Below are 17,305 nucleotides of genomic sequence, written 5' to 3' on the forward strand. Positions count from 1 at the left end.
AACTATACATAAACTACAAAAAACAATTATGAAACAAGAAGAAGACAAATTTACGGGCTTACCCGAAAATGCGTTCCGGGAACTAAAGCCGGGAGAAGTGTACAACCCGCTGATGAGTCCGACGAAAACGTATCCGGAGGTCACTCTCTGGTCGGTAGCATGGGGAATCGCCATGGCCATCCTCTTCTCTGCTGCCGCAGCCTATCTGGGGCTCAAAGTGGGACAAGTATTCGAAGCAGCCATCCCCATCGCAATCATAGCAGTCGGTGTGTCCGGTGCAGCCAAACGTAAAAACGCACTCGGCGAAAACGTGATCATCCAGTCCATCGGTGCCTGCTCGGGTGTCATCGTAGCAGGAGCCATCTTCACACTGCCTGCCCTCTACATCCTGCAAGCCAAATATCCGGAAATGTCAGTCACCTTCATGCAAGTATTTATCAGTTCACTGCTGGGCGGTGTGCTGGGTATCTTGTTCCTGATTCCTTTCCGCAAATACTTCGTAAGCGATATGCACGGTAAATATCCTTTCCCGGAGGCAACAGCCACTACACAGGTGCTGGTGTCGGGCGAGAAGGGCGGCAGCCAGGCAAAACCATTGCTGATGGCCGGGTTAATCGGAGGTCTGTACGACTTTATCGTGGCAACTTTCGGCTGGTGGAACGAGAACTTCACCACCCGCGTCTGTGGTGCGGGTGAAATGTTGGCAGAGAAAGCCAAACTGGTATTTAAAGTAAACACCGGTGCAGCCGTACTGGGTTTGGGCTATATCGTAGGATTGAAGTACGCTTCCATTATCTGCATCGGTTCATTGGCCGTATGGTGGATCATCGTACCGGGCATGTCCCTTTTCTTCGGCGACTCTGTACTGAACCAGTGGAATCCGGAAATCACCGCCACTGTAGGTTCCATGCGTCCGGAGCAGATCTTCTCCCATTATGCCAAAAGCATCGGTATCGGCGGTATCGCCATGGCGGGAGTGATCGGTATCATCAAATCATGGGGCATCATCCGCAGCGCAGTGGGACTGGCAGCTAAAGAGATGGGAGGAAAAGGAGACGTGGAGAAAAACGTCATCCGTACGCAACGCGACCTCTCCATGAAGATCATTGCCATCGGTTCCATCATCACGCTGATCCTGGTGGTGCTGTTCTTTTATTTCGACGTAATGCAGGGTAACCTGGTACATACACTGGTAGCCATTTTACTGGTAGCCGGAATTTCATTCCTGTTCACCACCGTAGCGGCCAACGCCATCGCCATTGTAGGTACCAATCCGGTATCGGGCATGACGCTGATGACGCTGATTCTGGCATCGGTTGTAATGGTAGCCGTCGGGCTGAAAGGTCCTTCGGGCATGGTTGCCGCATTAGTGATGGGCGGTGTAGTCTGCACAGCCCTCTCTATGGCAGGCGGTTTCATCACCGACCTGAAGATCGGCTACTGGCTGGGCAGTACGCCCGCCAAGCAGGAAGCGTGGAAGTTCCTCGGAACAATCGTATCCGCTGCCACCGTAGGCGGTGTAATGATTATCCTGAACAAGACATACGGATTCACAAGCGGACAACTTGCCGCACCGCAGGCCAACGCGATGGCTGCTGTAATCGAACCTTTGATGAGTGGTGTAGGCGCCCCTTGGCTGCTGTACGGCATCGGTGCGGTGCTGGCCATCATCCTGACGTTCTTTAAGGTTCCCGCACTGGCATTTGCGTTGGGTATGTTCATCCCGCTCGAACTGAATGTACCGCTCGTAGTGGGCGGAGCTATCAACTGGTATGTCACCACCCGCAGCAAAGACAGTGCGCTCAACACCGAACGGGGCGAAAAAGGGACTCTGCTGGCATCCGGATTCATTGCCGGAGGTGCCCTGATGGGTGTAGTCAGCGCTGCCATGCGCTTCGGCGGAATCAATCTGGTGAACGATGCATGGCTCAACAATACCCTCTCACAGTTGGCTGCCCTGGTAGCTTACGTACTGCTAATCCTGTATTTCATTAAAGCATCCATGAAGGTAAAATGAAGTATATAGCTGCATTTTTAGTATTGTTCATAGCAACCTTTTCGTTTGCACAAAAGCCCGTTGAGCTGCCATTATGGCCCAACGGAGCTCCCAACGATAACGGACTCGACGCACAACAACCGACAATTACCGTCTATCGTCCGTCGCATCCTAACGGGACAACTGTCATCATGTGTCCCGGAGGAGCGTATGTCAATCTGGCCATGGCACATGAAGGACACGACATGGCAGCTTGGTTCAACGCACAAGGCATCACTTATGCAGTACTGAAATACCGAATGCCCAATGGAAACAGCCAGGTGCCCTTATCGGATGTGGAAGAAGCCATACGAATAGTGCGCCGACATGCCAAGGAATGGAATATTCGTCCTGAAAGAGTAGGCATTATGGGTGCTTCTGCCGGAGGACATCTTGCCTCTACTCTTGCCACACATTACAGTAGTGAAGAGACACGCCCGGATTTTCAGATATTGCTCTATCCGGTGATAACAATGGACAGGAGCTTTACTCACATGGGATCGCACGACAGCCTGATCGGAAAAGATGCTTCCGCCGAAACTGAAGAAAAGTATTCCAATGAAAAGCAAGTGACGCCAAACACACCGCAGGCTTTCATTGTTTTATCATCAGATGACAGTGCGGTGGTCCCGGCTAACGGAGTGTGCTATTACCTGGCCCTGCAAAAGCAGGGAGTTCCTGCATCTATGCACATTTATCCTACGGGAGGACATGGCTGGGGATTCCATGACAGCTTTATCTACAAGCGCCAATGGACAGAGGAACTGGAAAAATGGCTCCGCGACGGAGTGAAATTCTCCAGATGATATATAAAGAAACTCACGAAACAACATTTATAAAGATGAAAACAATTCGTACACTTTTGTTATGTACCAGCCTATTGGCCGGAACAGTTGCAGCACAGGAGAACAGTCTGGTGCTGAGTAACGGACTCGGGTTCGTTGATACCCCCTATAAGGCAGGTACCCTTGAAGTAGACGATGCAGAAGACCTCATTATCAATTGTGACGAGGTGGACTGCACCACTTTCGTAGAATATGCACTGGCAATGGCACTCTGCCCGCAACAGGGAGACGACATGCAGGAAAGTGACTTTGCTCGTAACCTGCAACGTATCCGCTATCGCGACGGAAAAATTGACGGTTATACCTCTCGTCTGCATTATATATCCGACTGGATCAATAATGGTGTCCGCCAAGGCTTTCTTGAAGACGTAACGGCTGCCCACAGCCCTTTCACGCAGAAACTGTCGATCTCTTACATGAGCACACATCCGCAACTCTACAAATCGTTGAAGAACTCTCCGGAAAATGTAGCGCAGATGGCAAAGTATGAAAAGGCACTGAGCGGTAAAGAGGTTCATTACCTTCCGAAAGACAAACTGGAGCCGGACGGATTGCCCTGGATCAAGAATGGGGACATTATTGCCCTGACCACCAATACTCCGGGGTTGGACGTAAGCCACATGGGCATTGCCATTTACATCAAGGGACAGCTGCACCTGCTGCATGCTTCGTCCAAAGAAGGCAAGGTAATAGTAGACAAGAGTGCACTGAGCCAGATGTTGAAAGACAGAAAATCACTGACAGGTATCAGAGTGCTGAGAATGAAGAAATAAACCGGAAACAAACCATACCGAACTTATCTGATCCCCGAAACCATTTTGATGCGTTTCGGGGATTTTTCTTTTCAGTAAGAAAGAGAATAGCCTTATTTCCTGACTGCCCCTTCTGCTTTTCAACGGCAACGGGAAGCACAGAAGACGGAAAACAGGACTTTTCTTCCCGAAAAGCCGGGGTTTTGTGTCTGGAGAGCCGGGGTCTGCCCCGAAAAGAGCCGGGATTTCTATGAAAAGAAGTAAGCATTCGACCCGAAAGACGGTTGCATTCCGCTGAAATGCTTACTTCTTTTCAAATTATCTCTATATGTTTTCCCACTTTACATCTGTTGTTATGGTTTTATCGTTAAAAAGAGAAGGATTATTCTCTGGTTGCATACCGTAAACGAACAAGTCCCGACTGTCAAAAAGAAAGCCGTAAGCATCCATTGATACAACTCTTCACGCATTTAGCTTTGCTACACTTACATCATGCCAACTCATAAAGTCTTTCGGCATCAAACATAAAATCGCCAACCTTACAGGTTGGCGATTTTACCAGGCAACCGTATCATTGGATGCAAACAGAGCAAACCAGAGAGGTCTGATTATCATTTTGACAAAAGGAAAGTAAGCAGTTCGCTCCCCAGCCTCTCTTTTACCTCGTCCATATCAACACTGTGTCCGAGTTCTTTCTGAAGGGAAGTCACGCCTTTATCGATAAAACCACAAGGATGAATGTAACTGAAATAGCGTAAATCGGTATTCACATTCAGCGCCAGTCCATGCATCGTCACGTAATGACTGCTCCGAACCCCTATCGCACATATCTTACGGGCACGGGGCGTATCACCTTCCAGCCAGACTCCTGTCGCCTTCTCTAAACGGCCGGCCTCGACACCGTAAGATGCACAGACACGGATAACGGCTTCCTCCAGTAAGTGTACATATTCCTTCAGCCCCAATCCGAACTCCTCAAGATTAAGAATCGGGTAACACACCAATTGCCCGGGACCATGATAGGTGATATCGCCGCCACGGTCGATGTGATAGAGGGTGGCACCGATAGCCTTCAGTTGCTCCTCTCCCAGCAGCATATTATTTTCCTTTCCGCTACGCCCCAGGGTATAAACGTGCGGATGTTCACAAAAAATGATGCGATTCTCGTACTTTTCCCCGCCCTGCTTGGCATGGACGAGGGCATCGAACCATTCCGTCTGTCGACTCCATGCTTCAGAATACGGAATAAGTTCCCAATCGGTTGTAATTGTTTTCATACGGACAAAGATAAAGAAATAAAAGAAAATGTGTATATTTGCGTGATTCAAAAAAAGAAAGTAATATGAAGTTTGACTTTCCACAAGTAGATCTCCCATGCGAACTTCTGGCATGGAATGATGTAACTGAAGATATCTTGAATATCTACAAACAATCGTGCAGGCTGAAAGCCGGCATCTTTGCTATTTGTACGGAAGGTAAGATGACCGCAACCATTAACCTGATCGATTACGAAATAAAACCGAACGATCTGATCACACTGCTGCCGGGCACTATCATCCAGTTCCGCGAACGGACAGAGAAAGTACGTTTATGCTTCGCCGGATTCTCGTCGGAATGTGTAGAACGAATCAATCTGATAAAATCGATGGTCAGCTCTTTCTCTAAGATAACCGAGTGCCCGATTGTGGAATTACAGGAGGATATAGCCAGTTATCTAAAAGATTACTTCTCCCTGTTGGCACGAGTGACATGTGATGAAAGGTTCTCTCTTCCCTCCGAGATGACGGAAGTATCTTTGAAATCTATTCTGACCGCCGTCGGACTGATTTATCAGAAATATTCCCGGAAAGATCACAACACGAACCGTAAAGAAGAAATCTGCCGCGAATTGGTAGGATTGGTCACAGAGCATTATGCGGAGGAACGCCGTGCCCAGTTCTATGCAGACAAGTTGGGAATATCACTGCAACACCTCAGTACCACAGTCAAACAAGTGACAGGACGCAACGTACTGGATGTGATAGCCTATGTGGTCATTATCGACGCGAAAGCCAAATTGAAATCGACTCACATGACCATTCAGGAGATTGCCTATTCGTTGAACTTCCCCAGTGCTTCTTTTTTCGGAAAGTACTTCAGGAGATATGTAGGCATGAGTCCGCTGGAATTCAGAAACAGCTGACACCTTTCGTGGCAAAAAGATTTTCACCACAGAGGCCACAGAGTATTCATGTTGATCATCCATGACTTGAAGTTTACTCTGTGTCCTCTGTGGTGAGTTAGTTTTGAAAGGACTTGTTATTTTCTGGCCAGACTCAATGAATTCAGTACTACACTAACACTTGAGAATGCCATTGCCGCACTGGCAAGCATCGGGTTCAGCAACAGTCCGTTGATAGGGAACAGGATGCCGGCTGCAATAGGGATACCTATGAGATTATAGATAAATGCCCAGAACAGATTCTGGTGAATCAGTTTCACAGTCTGTCTTGACAACTCGAAGGCGCGGGGAAGCAACAGCAGGTCGGATGTCATCAACGTAACCATTGCTACATCCATGGCTATATCCGTCCCTTTCCCCATCGCTATGCTGACATCGGCCAGTGCCAACGCCTGTGAGTCGTTAATTCCGTCACCTACCATAGCTACGGTTTTTCCCTGCATCTGGAGTTCACGCACAAACTCTTCTTTATCATCCGGCAAGGCATCTGCCACAAAGCGGTCGATGCCCAACTTACCCGATACGGCAAGTGCCGTGCGTTGTCCGTCGCCGGTCAGCATACAAATGTCGATCCCCTGACGTTTCAACTCTTTCACAGCCTCGGCCGAAGTCGGCTTTATCTGATCGGCAATGGCAATTACGGCAAGCACCTCACTGCCACGGCCAAAGTATACAATGCTGTTTCCATCCGATTCGTATTGCACCATCATTTCGGCAAGCACATCAGAGAGCGAAGCGCTGAAATCTTTCAGTAACTTGTGGCTGCCCACCCAATAAGTCTCCCCTTGATAAACCACCTTGATTCCTTTTCCGGTGATACTCTCAAAGCTGTCCAGTTGGGCAGGAACTATTTTCTCCACTTCCTGCAGAGAAGAGACAATGGCTCCGGCAAGCGGATGTTCGGATTTAAGTTCGGCCGCCAACAGGACATTCTTGAAATGTTCTTCCTGCACCTGTGCCCAAAGCCATCCGGAAACCGTGGGATGTCCCTCGGTCAACGTCCCGGTTTTATCGAGCACCACTACATCTACTTTACGCATCTGCTCGAGGGCAACCGCATCCTTAATCAGGATATGATTACTGGCTGCTTTGCCTATGCCCACCATCAGAGCGGTAGGTGTGGCAAGTCCCAGAGCACACGGACAGGCAATGACCAGTACGGATACTGCCGAAAGCAGGGCATGTGAGAAATAATCGGTACCTCCCACCAAAAGCCAGATAACAAACGTCAGCACGGCAATACAAAGCACGACAGGCACAAAGATTCCGGTCACCCGGTCTACGATGCGCTGTACGGGCGCTTTACTCCCCTGAGCCTCCTGCACCATGCGGATGATGCGTGCCAGCACCGTCTCGCTTCCTACACTGGAGGCTTTAATCACAAAAGAGCCTTTCTGGTTGATAGTTCCCGCCAATACACGGTCGCCCGTTTTCTTTTCTACGGGAATCGGTTCGCCGCTGATCATACTTTCGTCTACATAAGATTCTCCTTCGGACAACCGCCCGTCTACGGGAATCTGCTCACCGGGACGTACCACCACCAGGTCGCCTGCCTGCAACTGGTCTATCAGGATATCTTCTTCAACTCCTCCCCGAAGCACACGGGCCACACGGGGTTGAAGTCCCATCAACTTCCGAATGGCAGTAGAGGTATTCCCCTTGGCACGCTCTTCCATCAGTTTACCGGTCAGCACAAAAGCGATGATGACTACTGCCGCCTCATAGTAAACGTGAGGTTCAAGTCCTCGGTTATACCAGAATTCGGGAAAAAATGTGTTGAAGACGCTGAACAGGAAGGCGATGGAGGTACTGAGTGCCACCAGGGTATCCATATTACTCCTCCCCAAACGTGCCTGCCGCCAGGCATTGACATAGAAAGAACCTCCGAAGAAAATCATCACGGGAAGGGCGAGTATCAACTGAATCTCGTTAGAGAAGGGCACATGCATCAAGACCATAGAAAACAGCAACATGGGGACAACGAAGATCCATGCACCGATGACCTGCCGCTTCAGCAGTCGGTAATGTTTCTCCTGGGCCTCCTCCTGACGCTCCTCTTTCAGGGCCTCTTCCACTATCAGGTCATAACCTGCGGCAAGTACGGCCGCACGGATTTCTCCGGGAGTCAGCTTGTCGGCTTCGTACGAAACGGACAGTGTGTTTGTGGCGAAGTTGACCGATGCGTCTACCACACCGGCCAATTTCTTCACTGTTTTTTCCACATTATTAGCGCACCCCGCACAGTGCATGTTCAGTACAGGAAACGCTTTCTTTATAATATTACCCATAATCTATTATTATATATACTATCTAATAAACAATGAGGTAAAGAACAATGTTCACTTCTTGTCCGTTTCCTTTGCTTCCTTTATGACTACAGCTTCGTATTTAAATTTCCGAAAGCCTTCTTTCAGTTTTTCAACATTCGTCTTTTCCGCATCGTAAGTGATGGTGACGGTTTGAGTTTTCAAATCAGTCTTAAAGTTTTTAAGTCCTTTTTCGAACTTGATATTGTTCTTCACCTTTCGTTCGCAGTTGGCGCACTCCATCTGTGCCACTTTGAAAACAACGGTACGAAAGTCTTTTGCCGCAACGGCAGTCACCGAAAGTAAAGCCACCACCAGTGTGGCAATCATTTTTTTAGTCTTCATGAATGTAAGTATTAGTAATCAATAATTTTAGTCGTTCGTTTTACTCTCTTTCAATCTCGTGCCAGGTTAAACCTCACTCCGATATATCCCTTTGCTCCATGTACCGGTCCCCATATCATAGTCGAGTCAAAATGGTCTCCCCAAGGATTGGCTGCATCGATAATCGGATTCTTTTGTTTGAAATTTGTCAGGTTCTCACCTCCAATGTATACCGACCAGCGTCGGAAATAGCGCGTCACCTGTGCACTAAGCTGACTAAAGCCTTTATAACGGGCATCCCACGAAGGAGTGCCGTCAGCAAGTGTATACGGATCGGGCATACGTCCTCCTCCATTCATCTGCCAGGTGGCATCAAACTGCCACAAGCCCAGCGGAGTCTGATAAGAAGCGGTTACAAGTCCTTTGTATTTCCCGGTCAGCGGCTTCTCCATCAACCGGTGATTGTAAGTCGTCTTGGCGTCTGTCCAACGATAGGCAGCTGTCAGCGAAAAACCCTGAAAGAACGGATAGGTAGCCTCCACCTGAAACACTTGTGAATACGACCGTCCGTCGAGATTGTAGAATGCCACCTCATGGGGATTCGTATCCATATCGACAACGACCTGTTTCAGGAAGTCAGTGTAATAGTATTCCAGATTCAGGTTCAGCGTTTTCCCGAAAAGCGGAATGTAACCCGATATACTTGCGCCATAGTTCCACGCTTCTTCCTGGTCGAGGTGACTGGCAATACTTACCTTCCGGCTACTTGCCATCAGATAATTGTTTTCGGCAAGCACGTGATTCGTACGATACCCTTTTCCGGCAGAAAGACGGAAATGAACAAAATCATTGGGGTTGTATTTAATGTGGGCACGTGGAGTCACGAAAAAGCCGTACTCACTGCTATGGTCGCCACGAAGTCCGGCCATCACCACCAGTTTATTCTCCAGATTAAAAGTGTACTGCGCATAAGCTCCTCCTACCGATTCGCGTGCAAAAGCCTTCGTCAACGGAGTGTCAGTATTGTTGGTCAAACGGTAATGCTGGTCATATCCGTCATAATTATAACTGAATCCCGCCGAAAGACTGTGTTGCTTTGTAAATTCGGTTTCAAACATCAGCGAAGCATAAGCGTTGGACTGGTCAACATCATAAATCTTCCGTCCATAAAGCGCATCCTGGTTGTGCAGCGTACCGGACAGAATCAGCGCAAGATTCGTATTCTTCTCCTTATTAAATATATAGGCATTCTTGGCAAAAGCCTCGTAACGGCGGGTTTCAATATCGATAGCATAGCGATCGGCTGCCGGCACGCCGCTATGACTCACCTGACCGCCTTTTCTGCTTTCGTCCAGCGCTTTGATGCCTGCCTGAAACACATAGTGGTCACCCATATAGGCCCAACGGTTCCAAAAATTATACTGCTCTATCTGGGGAATATCGGCAAAGCCGTCATCGTTGCCGTCATGTGCTTTCGTTTCATTTTCGTAATGTGCCAGCAACGAAGTACTCCATCGTTTGGAAAGTTTCACCGTGGCATCCGCATTCGCCTCATAACGATTGGTGGTACTGGCAAAAAGATTGGCCGAAACCCAATCCGCCTCAGGCAGTTGCGGCTTCTTAAATTCAACATTGATCTGTCCGGTAAGGGCTTCATAACCATTCTTCACGGACGAAATCCCCTTGGATACTTGTATGCTGTGCATCCAGGGACCGGGAACATAACCCAATCCGTAAGGAGAAGCAGCACCGCGATAGTTCGGAATATTCTCGGTCAGCATCTGCACATAAGTTCCCGATAGTCCGAGCAACTTGATCTGCTTCGCTCCGGTAGCGGCATCCGAATAGCTGACGTCCACTGAAGGATTGGTGACAAAACTCTCGCCAAGATTGCAACATGCTGCACGACAGAGCTCGTCACTGGTAATGATCTCTTCGTTCATCACGCTGTTGCGCAGCTTCAATGTGCTCAACTTACGACTGACAATATTCACTTCACTCAGTTCCATCCCCTCGCGAAGTACTACGTCCAGAACGGCGTTCTTGTCTTTCACTTGTATGGTATCGTTTTCGTAACCTACAAAACTTACAATGAGATGACTGCCCCTGTCGGGTTTGGATATGGAAAAAGTACCGTCCTCACGAGTAGCTACCCCACCGGGAATATTCTTCCAGAAAACGTTGGCACCGATAATCGGTTCGCCGGCCTGATCTTTCACCGTACCGCTCACTTGCGCTTGTACAGTCAGACTGCCGAGAAGCAGTCCGGTCAATAATATATATTTCATTAAATAACTTCGTTTGTCTTTTTTATTTGGTTTATATTCAATAAGAAATAAGTAGGATTCACCACAGATTACACAGAAGAACACAAGTTGTCCCGCTTCAATAATTAACGGTATTAACCCTTAAATAGTGAAAGCCTGTGCAATCTGTGATGCAATCCAAACAGTAAATATTGAAGAAACTAAATAAGCAAAGTAGAATAAAGAGCTAAATAATGCCGGGAACTCGTTTTAGGTGGCGGTACCACATAAGGAGTTTCCAACACCTCGTCACGGAAAAGCGCACACAGCAGATCCGATACCTGGTTGCAAAGGAATACGCTGACAGGAGCAGGGACAGAAGATTCGAACGCCTGCTTCACCAGGTCAAGTTTATAGATAGTCGCCGTACATCCCTCACCCCGGCACGATTTATGGAATTCAAAATCGAATTTATCACAGAAGCCGCATTTGTCGGCACAACAGCAATTTGCCGTCTCACAACCACTGCAACAATATTGAACGACAGAGACTCCCGCCCCTACATACACTATAAGGAGGGAAAGAATAACAGCGAGTATATAGCGGAATCTCTTCATAACGGTTGCAAAGATAAGCAGATTTAACCAGCTCTCCTCATTCTTTTTTCTTTTTTTATGCTGCCGATTCACTAATATGAACTATATTTGTCGATAGTGAACGATTATATAAATGTTGAATTTAAAGAAGAACCCCTTATGAAAAAACAATATGTCAGTCTGCTTGCGATAATACTTGCTACAAGTGGCTTTTTATTTTCTTGTGGTGACAAGATGAACAAGAATACCGGTGCGCTGGAATTCGACAGCATACAAGTGAACGAAACGGCACATCTCTTCGGAGATACGGCAAAGCCGGCATGTAACCTGACCATCAATTTCACGTATCCGGTGAAGTCATCGGACAACAAATTGAAGGATAGCCTGAACAGCTACTTTATAGCTGCCTGCTTCGGAGAAGGATATATCGGTGAAAAACCGGCAAAGGTGGTAAAGGAATATACTGAACATTACGTAAAGGAATATCGCACAGACCTTGAACCCATGTATGCCGAAGACGAAAAGAACAAAGAAAGCGAAGGGTCCATCGGCGCATGGTATTCGTATTATAAAGGAATAGAGAGCCACGTGCAACTCTATTATAAGAACCTGTTGGTTTATCGCATCAACTACAATGAATATACCGGAGGCGCGCATGGCATTTACATGACAACCTTCCTCAATATGGATCTGATAAACCTACGTCCACTGAAGCTGGATGACATTTTCACAGGTGATTATAAGGAAGCACTGACCGACCTGTTATGGAACCAGCTGATGGCAGACAAAAAAGTAACGACCCATGAAGCACTTGAAGATATGGGCTACGGTTCTACCGGAGATATCGCCCCGACAGAAAACTTCTACCTCGACAAAGACGGCATTACCTTCTATTATAATGTATACGACATCACTCCGTATGCCATGGGACCGGTAGAAATTAAGATTCCATACGAGATGATGGAGCACATGCTGGGCAGCAACCCGATCATCGGAGAGATGAAAGCTCAATAGATTAACCCTTTTTATTAAAATACAGATATATTACAACCTTATGGATACAACAGAACAAACTTCCTCCCTCCCCTCTACCGGAGGGGAAACCGGAGTGGAGCTTCTTCTTAAATACTTTCCTGACTTGACGGAAGAGCAACGCAAACAATTCGCAGCTCTTTACGAACTTTACATTGACTGGAATTCTAAAATCAACGTAATCTCGCGCAAAGACATTGAAAACTTGTACGAACATCATGTGCTCCATTCACTGGGAATTGCCCGTGTCATTCGTTTCCGTCCGGGTAGCAAAGTTATGGATCTTGGCACCGGAGGCGGATTCCCCGGTATCCCGCTGGCTATTCTTTTTCCGGATACAAAGTTTCACTTGGTGGACAGCATTGGAAAGAAAGTACGTGTAGCAACCGAAGTGGCCAATGCCATCGGTCTAAAGAACGTCACTTTCCGTCATGCCAGAGCCGAGGAGGAAAAACAAACATTCGACTTTGTCGTAAGCCGTGCCGTGATGCCCCTGGCCGATTTGATAAAGATAATCCGGAAGAACATTTCGTCCAAACAGCAAAATGCCCTCCCCAACGGGTTAATCTGCCTGAAAGGCGGCGAGTTGGAACATGAAGCAATGCCGTTCAAGCACAAGACAACCATGCATAGCCTGAGTGAGGATTTCGACGAAGAGTTTTTCCAGACCAAGAAAGTGGTATATGTAACGATTTAAACGATCAAACAACATAGTCATGAAAATAAAGAGATTTGAGTTCAATATGTTTCCCGTAAACTGCTATGTGTTATGGGATGAAACGAACGAGGCAGTCGTGATAGACCCAGGCTGCTTTTATGACGAAGAGAAACAAGCTTTAAAGAACTTCATCGTCACCAACCATCTGAACGTAAAACATCTGCTGAACACTCACTTACATCTGGATCACATCTTCGGTAATCCATTCATGCTCCGTGAGTTCGGCCTATCTGCCGAAGCAAACCAGGCGGACGAATACTGGATAGACGAAGCTCCCAAGCAGAGCCGCATGTTTGGTTTTCAGCTGAACGAGGCACCTGTGCCATTGGGAAAATACCTGCATGACGGGGATATCATAACTTTTGGAAATACAACGCTGGAGGCAATCCATGTACCCGGACACTCTCCCGGAAGTCTTGTATATTATTGCCAGGCAGAAAACTGCATGTTTTCAGGAGATGTATTGTTTCAGGGAAGCATCGGCCGGGCAGACCTGACCGGAGGCAACTTTGATGAACTGAAAGAGCATATTTGTAGCCGACTGTTCGTGCTGCCCAACGAAACAATCGTTTATCCGGGGCACGGCGCACCGACTACCATTGGGATAGAGAAGGCGGAAAATCCGTTCTTCAGGTAAGAGAATATCAACAAACCTTATTATAAATAAATCATTAATAACATGAAAACCGATTTATTAGCCTGCCGTCACATCGGCGTCAACAAAGCGGATGCCGAAGTAATGCTCCGGAAAATTGGAGTTGGTTCGCTCGACGAACTGATTGATAAAACCATTCCGGCCAATATCCGGCTCAAAGCACCTCTGGCACTGCCTGCGCCGATGACCGAATATGAATTTGCCCGCCACATTGCCGAGTTGGCAAGCAAAAACAAGTTGTTCACGACCTATATCGGCATGGGATGGTACAACACAATCACTCCGGCAGTCATCCAACGTAACGTCTTCGAAAACCCCGTCTGGTATACTTCCTATACTCCTTACCAGACAGAAGTTTCGCAAGGCAGACTGGAAGCTTTAATGAATTTCCAAACCTCCGTATGCGACTTGACTGCCATGCCATTGGCCAACTGCTCTCTGCTTGATGAAGCAACCGCCGCTGCCGAAGCTGTGACAATGATGTACGCTCTGCGTTCACGCAATCAGCAAAAATCCGGAGCCAATGTGGTATTTATCGACGAGAACATCTTCCCACAAACCCTGGCTGTTATCACTACCCGAGCCATCCCGCAAGGAATTGAAATCCGTACCGGAAAGTTCCGTGAACTTGAATTTACAGACGATCTCTTTGCCTGCGTCTTACAGTATCCCAATGCGAATGGTAATGCGGAAGATTACCGTGAGTTTACGGAAAAAGCACATGCAGCCAACTGCAAAGTGGCTGTAGCCGCCGACATCCTGAGCCTCGCCCTGCTTACACCTCCGGGAGAATGGGGGGCAGACATCGTATTCGGCACTACACAGCGTTTGGGTACTCCGATGTTCTACGGTGGTCCCTCGGCTGGCTATTTCGCTACCCGCGACGAATACAAACGTAACATGCCGGGACGTATCATCGGATGGTCAAAAGACAAGTATGGCAAACTCTGTTACCGCATGGCACTCCAGACGCGCGAACAGCATATCAAACGGGAAAAGGCGACCTCAAATATTTGTACCGCACAGGCATTACTGGCTACGATGGCCGGATTCTATACCGTCTATCATGGACAGGAAGGTATCCGTAACATTGCTTCACGCATCCATAGCATCGCTGTTTTCCTTGAAAAAAATATCGGGAAACTGGGATATAAGCAGGTAAACAAACAATACTTTGATACCCTCCGTTTTATCTTGCCCGATAGCATCTCAGCACAGCAAATCCGAACCATCGCTTTAAGCAAAGAGGTGAATCTGCGTTACTTTGATAATGGCGATGTAGGTTTGAGCATTGACGAAACGACCGATATAGCAGCCGTTAACATCCTGTTGTCTATCTTTGCTATTGCTGCCGGAAAAGACTTCCAGAAAGTGGATGACGTACCCGAAACAAGTACCATCAGCAAAGAACTGAAACGCCAGAGCCCCTATCTGACACACGAAGTATTCTCTAAATATCACACGGAAACGGAAATGATGCGCTACATCAAGCGCCTTGACCGCAAAGATATTTCACTGGCACAGTCAATGATTTCACTTGGCTCCTGCACCATGAAGTTGAATGCAGCTGCCGAAATGCTACCGTTGAGTTGTGCCGAATTCATGTGCATGCATCCGCTTGTTCCGGAAGATCAGGCTGCCGGTTACCGCGAACTGATCCACAACCTGAGCGAAGAGTTGAAGGTTATCACCGGGTTTGCCGGAGTGAGCCTGCAACCCAATTCCGGTGCTGCCGGTGAATACGCCGGACTACGCACCATCCGCGCTTATCTTGAAAGCATCGGACAAGGACACCGGAACAAAGTATTAATCCCTGCATCTGCCCATGGGACCAATCCGGCATCTGCCATACAAGCAGGCTTCACTACCGTGACTTGTGCTTGCGATGAACACGGAAACGTAGACATGGACGATCTCCGCGCCAAAGCTGAAGAAAACAAGGAGGATCTGGCTGCGTTAATGATCACCTATCCCTCCACACATGGTATCTTCGAAACGGAAATCGTGGAAATCTGCCAGATCATTCACGATTGCGGAGCACAGGTATATATGGATGGCGCCAACATGAATGCTCAGGTAGGATTAACGAATCCGGGATTTATCGGTGCAGATGTTTGCCACCTGAACCTGCACAAAACATTTGCTTCTCCTCACGGTGGCGGCGGTCCCGGTGTAGGCCCGATCTGTGTAGCCGAACATCTGGTACCATTCCTTCCGGGGCACGGACTGTTCGGAAACTCACAGAACGAGGTTTCTGCCGCTCCATTTGGCAGTGCAGGCATTCTGCCCATCACTTACGGCTATATCCGCATGATGGGAACCGAAGGACTGACAATGGCAACCAAAATAGCAATCCTGAATGCCAACTATCTGGCAGCCTGTCTGAAAGATACATATGGCATCGTATACCGGGGAGCCAACGGCTTTGTGGGACACGAAATGATCCTGGAATGTCGGAAAGTATATGAAGAGACAGGTATCAGTGAAAATGATATTGCCAAACGTCTGATGGATTATGGCTATCATGCTCCTACCCTCTCCTTCCCGGTTCACGGCACACTGATGATTGAACCGACTGAAAGTGAGAGCCTCGCCGAATTGGATAACTTCATCCATACGATGTTGACCATCTGGAATGAAATTCAGGAAGTGAAGAACGGTGAAGCCGATAAGGGGGACAATGTGCTTATAAATGCTCCACACCCCGAGTATGAAGTAGTAAGCGACCGGTGGGAACACTGCTATACGCGTGAAAAAGCTGCATACCCGATAGAAAGTGTACGTGAAAATAAGTTTTGGGTGAATGTAGCCCGTGTCGATAATACATTAGGCGACCGCAAACTATTGCCGACATGCTATGGCTGTTTCGACTGAAATTAATTTGATTCACTACAGAGTTCACAGAGTATCACAGAGTTTATCTCTTGTAATTTCTACTCCGTGATACCCCTGTGTTACTCTGTGGTGAATTTAAACTTGAATCCGATACTCTATTCCACAATGGTTATTGTACCTTCTTTCACCGTTTTTTCCTTCAACGATACACCTTCTGCCTGATATCCCAAAGCTACGCAACCGTAAACTTTATGGTTCTCGGGTACTCCAAGAGAGGTCAGATACGCCCGGACTTCCGGATCATCGCAAGTCGTCCCGAGTTGATTGATCCAGCAAGAACCGATGCCCAAAGAACGGGCTGCCAAAAACATATTCTCAATGGCACAGGCACAGTCCATCCCGGCCCACCACTGGGTAGGGTCATTAGAAACAATGACCAAACTCGGAGCATGATAATAACAACAATAAGTCTCACTATGTCCACGCTCCTGAAGGCGCTTATCGTCACTTTTAGCAAATGCTCCCTTGATACGATTGTTCAGTTCTTCAAGTTTAGCCGCATTACGGACTGCCGTAAAATGCCACGTTTCATAATGCATGCCGCTCGGTGCATAGGTAGCTGCCTCCAGTATGGCATTCAAGTCTTCCGACGGTACCTGCTTTTTATCATAGACACGCACACTGCGGCGTGCCTTTATCGTTTCTAAAACTTCATTGGTTTTCATCATGAATATCTATTA

Annotated in this window: 14 protein-coding genes; 8 read left to right on the forward strand and 6 right to left on the reverse strand. The window is 47.7% G+C overall.

Going from position 1 to position 17,305, the window contains the following annotated elements; translation table 11 throughout:
* The first annotated feature begins 28 nt into the window (after positions 1 to 28).
* The 3 genes from JZY04_RS12950 to JZY04_RS12960 are packed head-to-tail and all read left to right on the forward strand — an operon-like array spanning position 29 to position 3,653.
* Positions 29 to 2,017 carry an OPT family oligopeptide transporter gene (locus JZY04_RS12950; protein WP_122143415.1) on the forward strand — a complete coding sequence of 663 codons (1,989 nt, stop codon included), beginning with the start codon at positions 29 to 31 and terminating at the stop codon, positions 2,015 to 2,017.
* Entirely contained in the window at positions 2,014 to 2,841 is an 828-nt protein-coding gene (locus JZY04_RS12955) for an alpha/beta hydrolase (protein WP_122143416.1), read from the forward strand. Before JZY04_RS12950 ends, JZY04_RS12955 begins: the two co-directional genes overlap by 4 nt.
* A gap of 35 nt (positions 2,842 to 2,876) precedes the next feature.
* Positions 2,877 to 3,653: an N-acetylmuramoyl-L-alanine amidase-like domain-containing protein gene (locus tag JZY04_RS12960; RefSeq protein ID WP_032530914.1), complete on the forward strand. Its 777-nt coding sequence runs from the start codon at positions 2,877 to 2,879 to the stop codon at positions 3,651 to 3,653.
* 590 nt (positions 3,654 to 4,243) lie between these two features.
* Here JZY04_RS12960 and lipB read toward each other — a convergent pair.
* Complete coding sequence (gene lipB / locus JZY04_RS12965) at positions 4,244 to 4,909, reverse strand: lipoyl(octanoyl) transferase LipB (RefSeq protein ID WP_032536143.1); 666 nt, start codon at positions 4,907 to 4,909, stop codon at positions 4,244 to 4,246.
* Positions 4,910 to 4,974: 65 nt separating this feature from the next.
* Between lipB and JZY04_RS12970 the strand changes: the two genes are divergently transcribed.
* The gene (locus tag JZY04_RS12970; protein WP_005777027.1) at positions 4,975 to 5,814 is read left to right on the forward strand and encodes a helix-turn-helix domain-containing protein; all 840 of its coding nucleotides are present in this window, start codon (positions 4,975 to 4,977) and stop codon (positions 5,812 to 5,814) included.
* A 116-nt stretch (positions 5,815 to 5,930) separates the two neighbouring features.
* On the opposite strand, the gene JZY04_RS12975 is transcribed toward JZY04_RS12970, so the two are convergent.
* The 4 genes from JZY04_RS12975 to JZY04_RS12990 all read right to left on the reverse strand — a co-directional run bounded on the left by JZY04_RS12975 (position 5,931) and on the right by JZY04_RS12990 (position 11,346).
* Positions 5,931 to 8,141, reverse strand: a complete 2,211-nt coding sequence (locus JZY04_RS12975; RefSeq protein ID WP_005805402.1) for a cation-translocating P-type ATPase — start codon at positions 8,139 to 8,141, stop codon at positions 5,931 to 5,933.
* Between the two features lie 51 nt (positions 8,142 to 8,192).
* The gene (locus tag JZY04_RS12980) at positions 8,193 to 8,504 is read right to left on the reverse strand and encodes a heavy-metal-associated domain-containing protein (RefSeq protein ID WP_005777023.1); all 312 of its coding nucleotides are present in this window, start codon (positions 8,502 to 8,504) and stop codon (positions 8,193 to 8,195) included.
* A gap of 50 nt (positions 8,505 to 8,554) precedes the next feature.
* Positions 8,555 to 10,771, reverse strand: coding sequence for a TonB-dependent receptor (locus JZY04_RS12985; RefSeq protein WP_122143417.1), 2,217 nt, complete (start codon positions 10,769 to 10,771; stop codon positions 8,555 to 8,557).
* A 179-nt stretch (positions 10,772 to 10,950) separates the two neighbouring features.
* The gene (locus tag JZY04_RS12990) at positions 10,951 to 11,346 is read right to left on the reverse strand and encodes a hypothetical protein (protein ID WP_122143418.1); all 396 of its coding nucleotides are present in this window, start codon (positions 11,344 to 11,346) and stop codon (positions 10,951 to 10,953) included.
* 138 nt (positions 11,347 to 11,484) lie between these two features.
* Here JZY04_RS12990 and JZY04_RS12995 point away from each other — a divergent pair, with 138 nt between their 5' ends.
* The 4 genes from JZY04_RS12995 to gcvP all read left to right on the forward strand — a co-directional run bounded on the left by JZY04_RS12995 (position 11,485) and on the right by gcvP (position 16,604).
* A complete protein-coding gene (locus JZY04_RS12995) occupies positions 11,485 to 12,339 on the forward strand; it encodes an RsiV family protein (RefSeq protein ID WP_005777018.1) in 855 nt (284 codons plus the stop codon).
* Positions 12,340 to 12,433: 94 nt separating this feature from the next.
* Positions 12,434 to 13,054, forward strand: coding sequence for a 16S rRNA (guanine(527)-N(7))-methyltransferase RsmG (gene rsmG, locus JZY04_RS13000; RefSeq protein ID WP_005777016.1), 621 nt, complete (start codon positions 12,434 to 12,436; stop codon positions 13,052 to 13,054).
* A gap of 19 nt (positions 13,055 to 13,073) precedes the next feature.
* Positions 13,074 to 13,712 carry an MBL fold metallo-hydrolase gene (locus JZY04_RS13005; RefSeq protein ID WP_005777014.1) on the forward strand — a complete coding sequence of 213 codons (639 nt, stop codon included), beginning with the start codon at positions 13,074 to 13,076 and terminating at the stop codon, positions 13,710 to 13,712.
* 42 nt (positions 13,713 to 13,754) lie between these two features.
* Positions 13,755 to 16,604 (forward strand): aminomethyl-transferring glycine dehydrogenase, encoded by a 2,850-nt coding sequence (gene gcvP, locus JZY04_RS13010; protein WP_122143419.1) that lies wholly within the window; start codon positions 13,755 to 13,757, stop codon positions 16,602 to 16,604.
* Between the two features lie 116 nt (positions 16,605 to 16,720).
* On the opposite strand, the gene JZY04_RS13015 is transcribed toward gcvP, so the two are convergent.
* Positions 16,721 to 17,290, reverse strand: a complete 570-nt coding sequence (locus tag JZY04_RS13015) for a nitroreductase family protein (protein ID WP_032530916.1) — start codon at positions 17,288 to 17,290, stop codon at positions 16,721 to 16,723.
* Positions 17,291 to 17,305: the final 15 nt, after the last annotated feature.

This window comes from Bacteroides sp. 11BF (genome assembly GCF_019633765.1).
In the GTDB taxonomy this organism is placed as follows: Bacteria; Bacteroidota; Bacteroidia; order Bacteroidales; family Bacteroidaceae; genus Bacteroides; species Bacteroides hominis.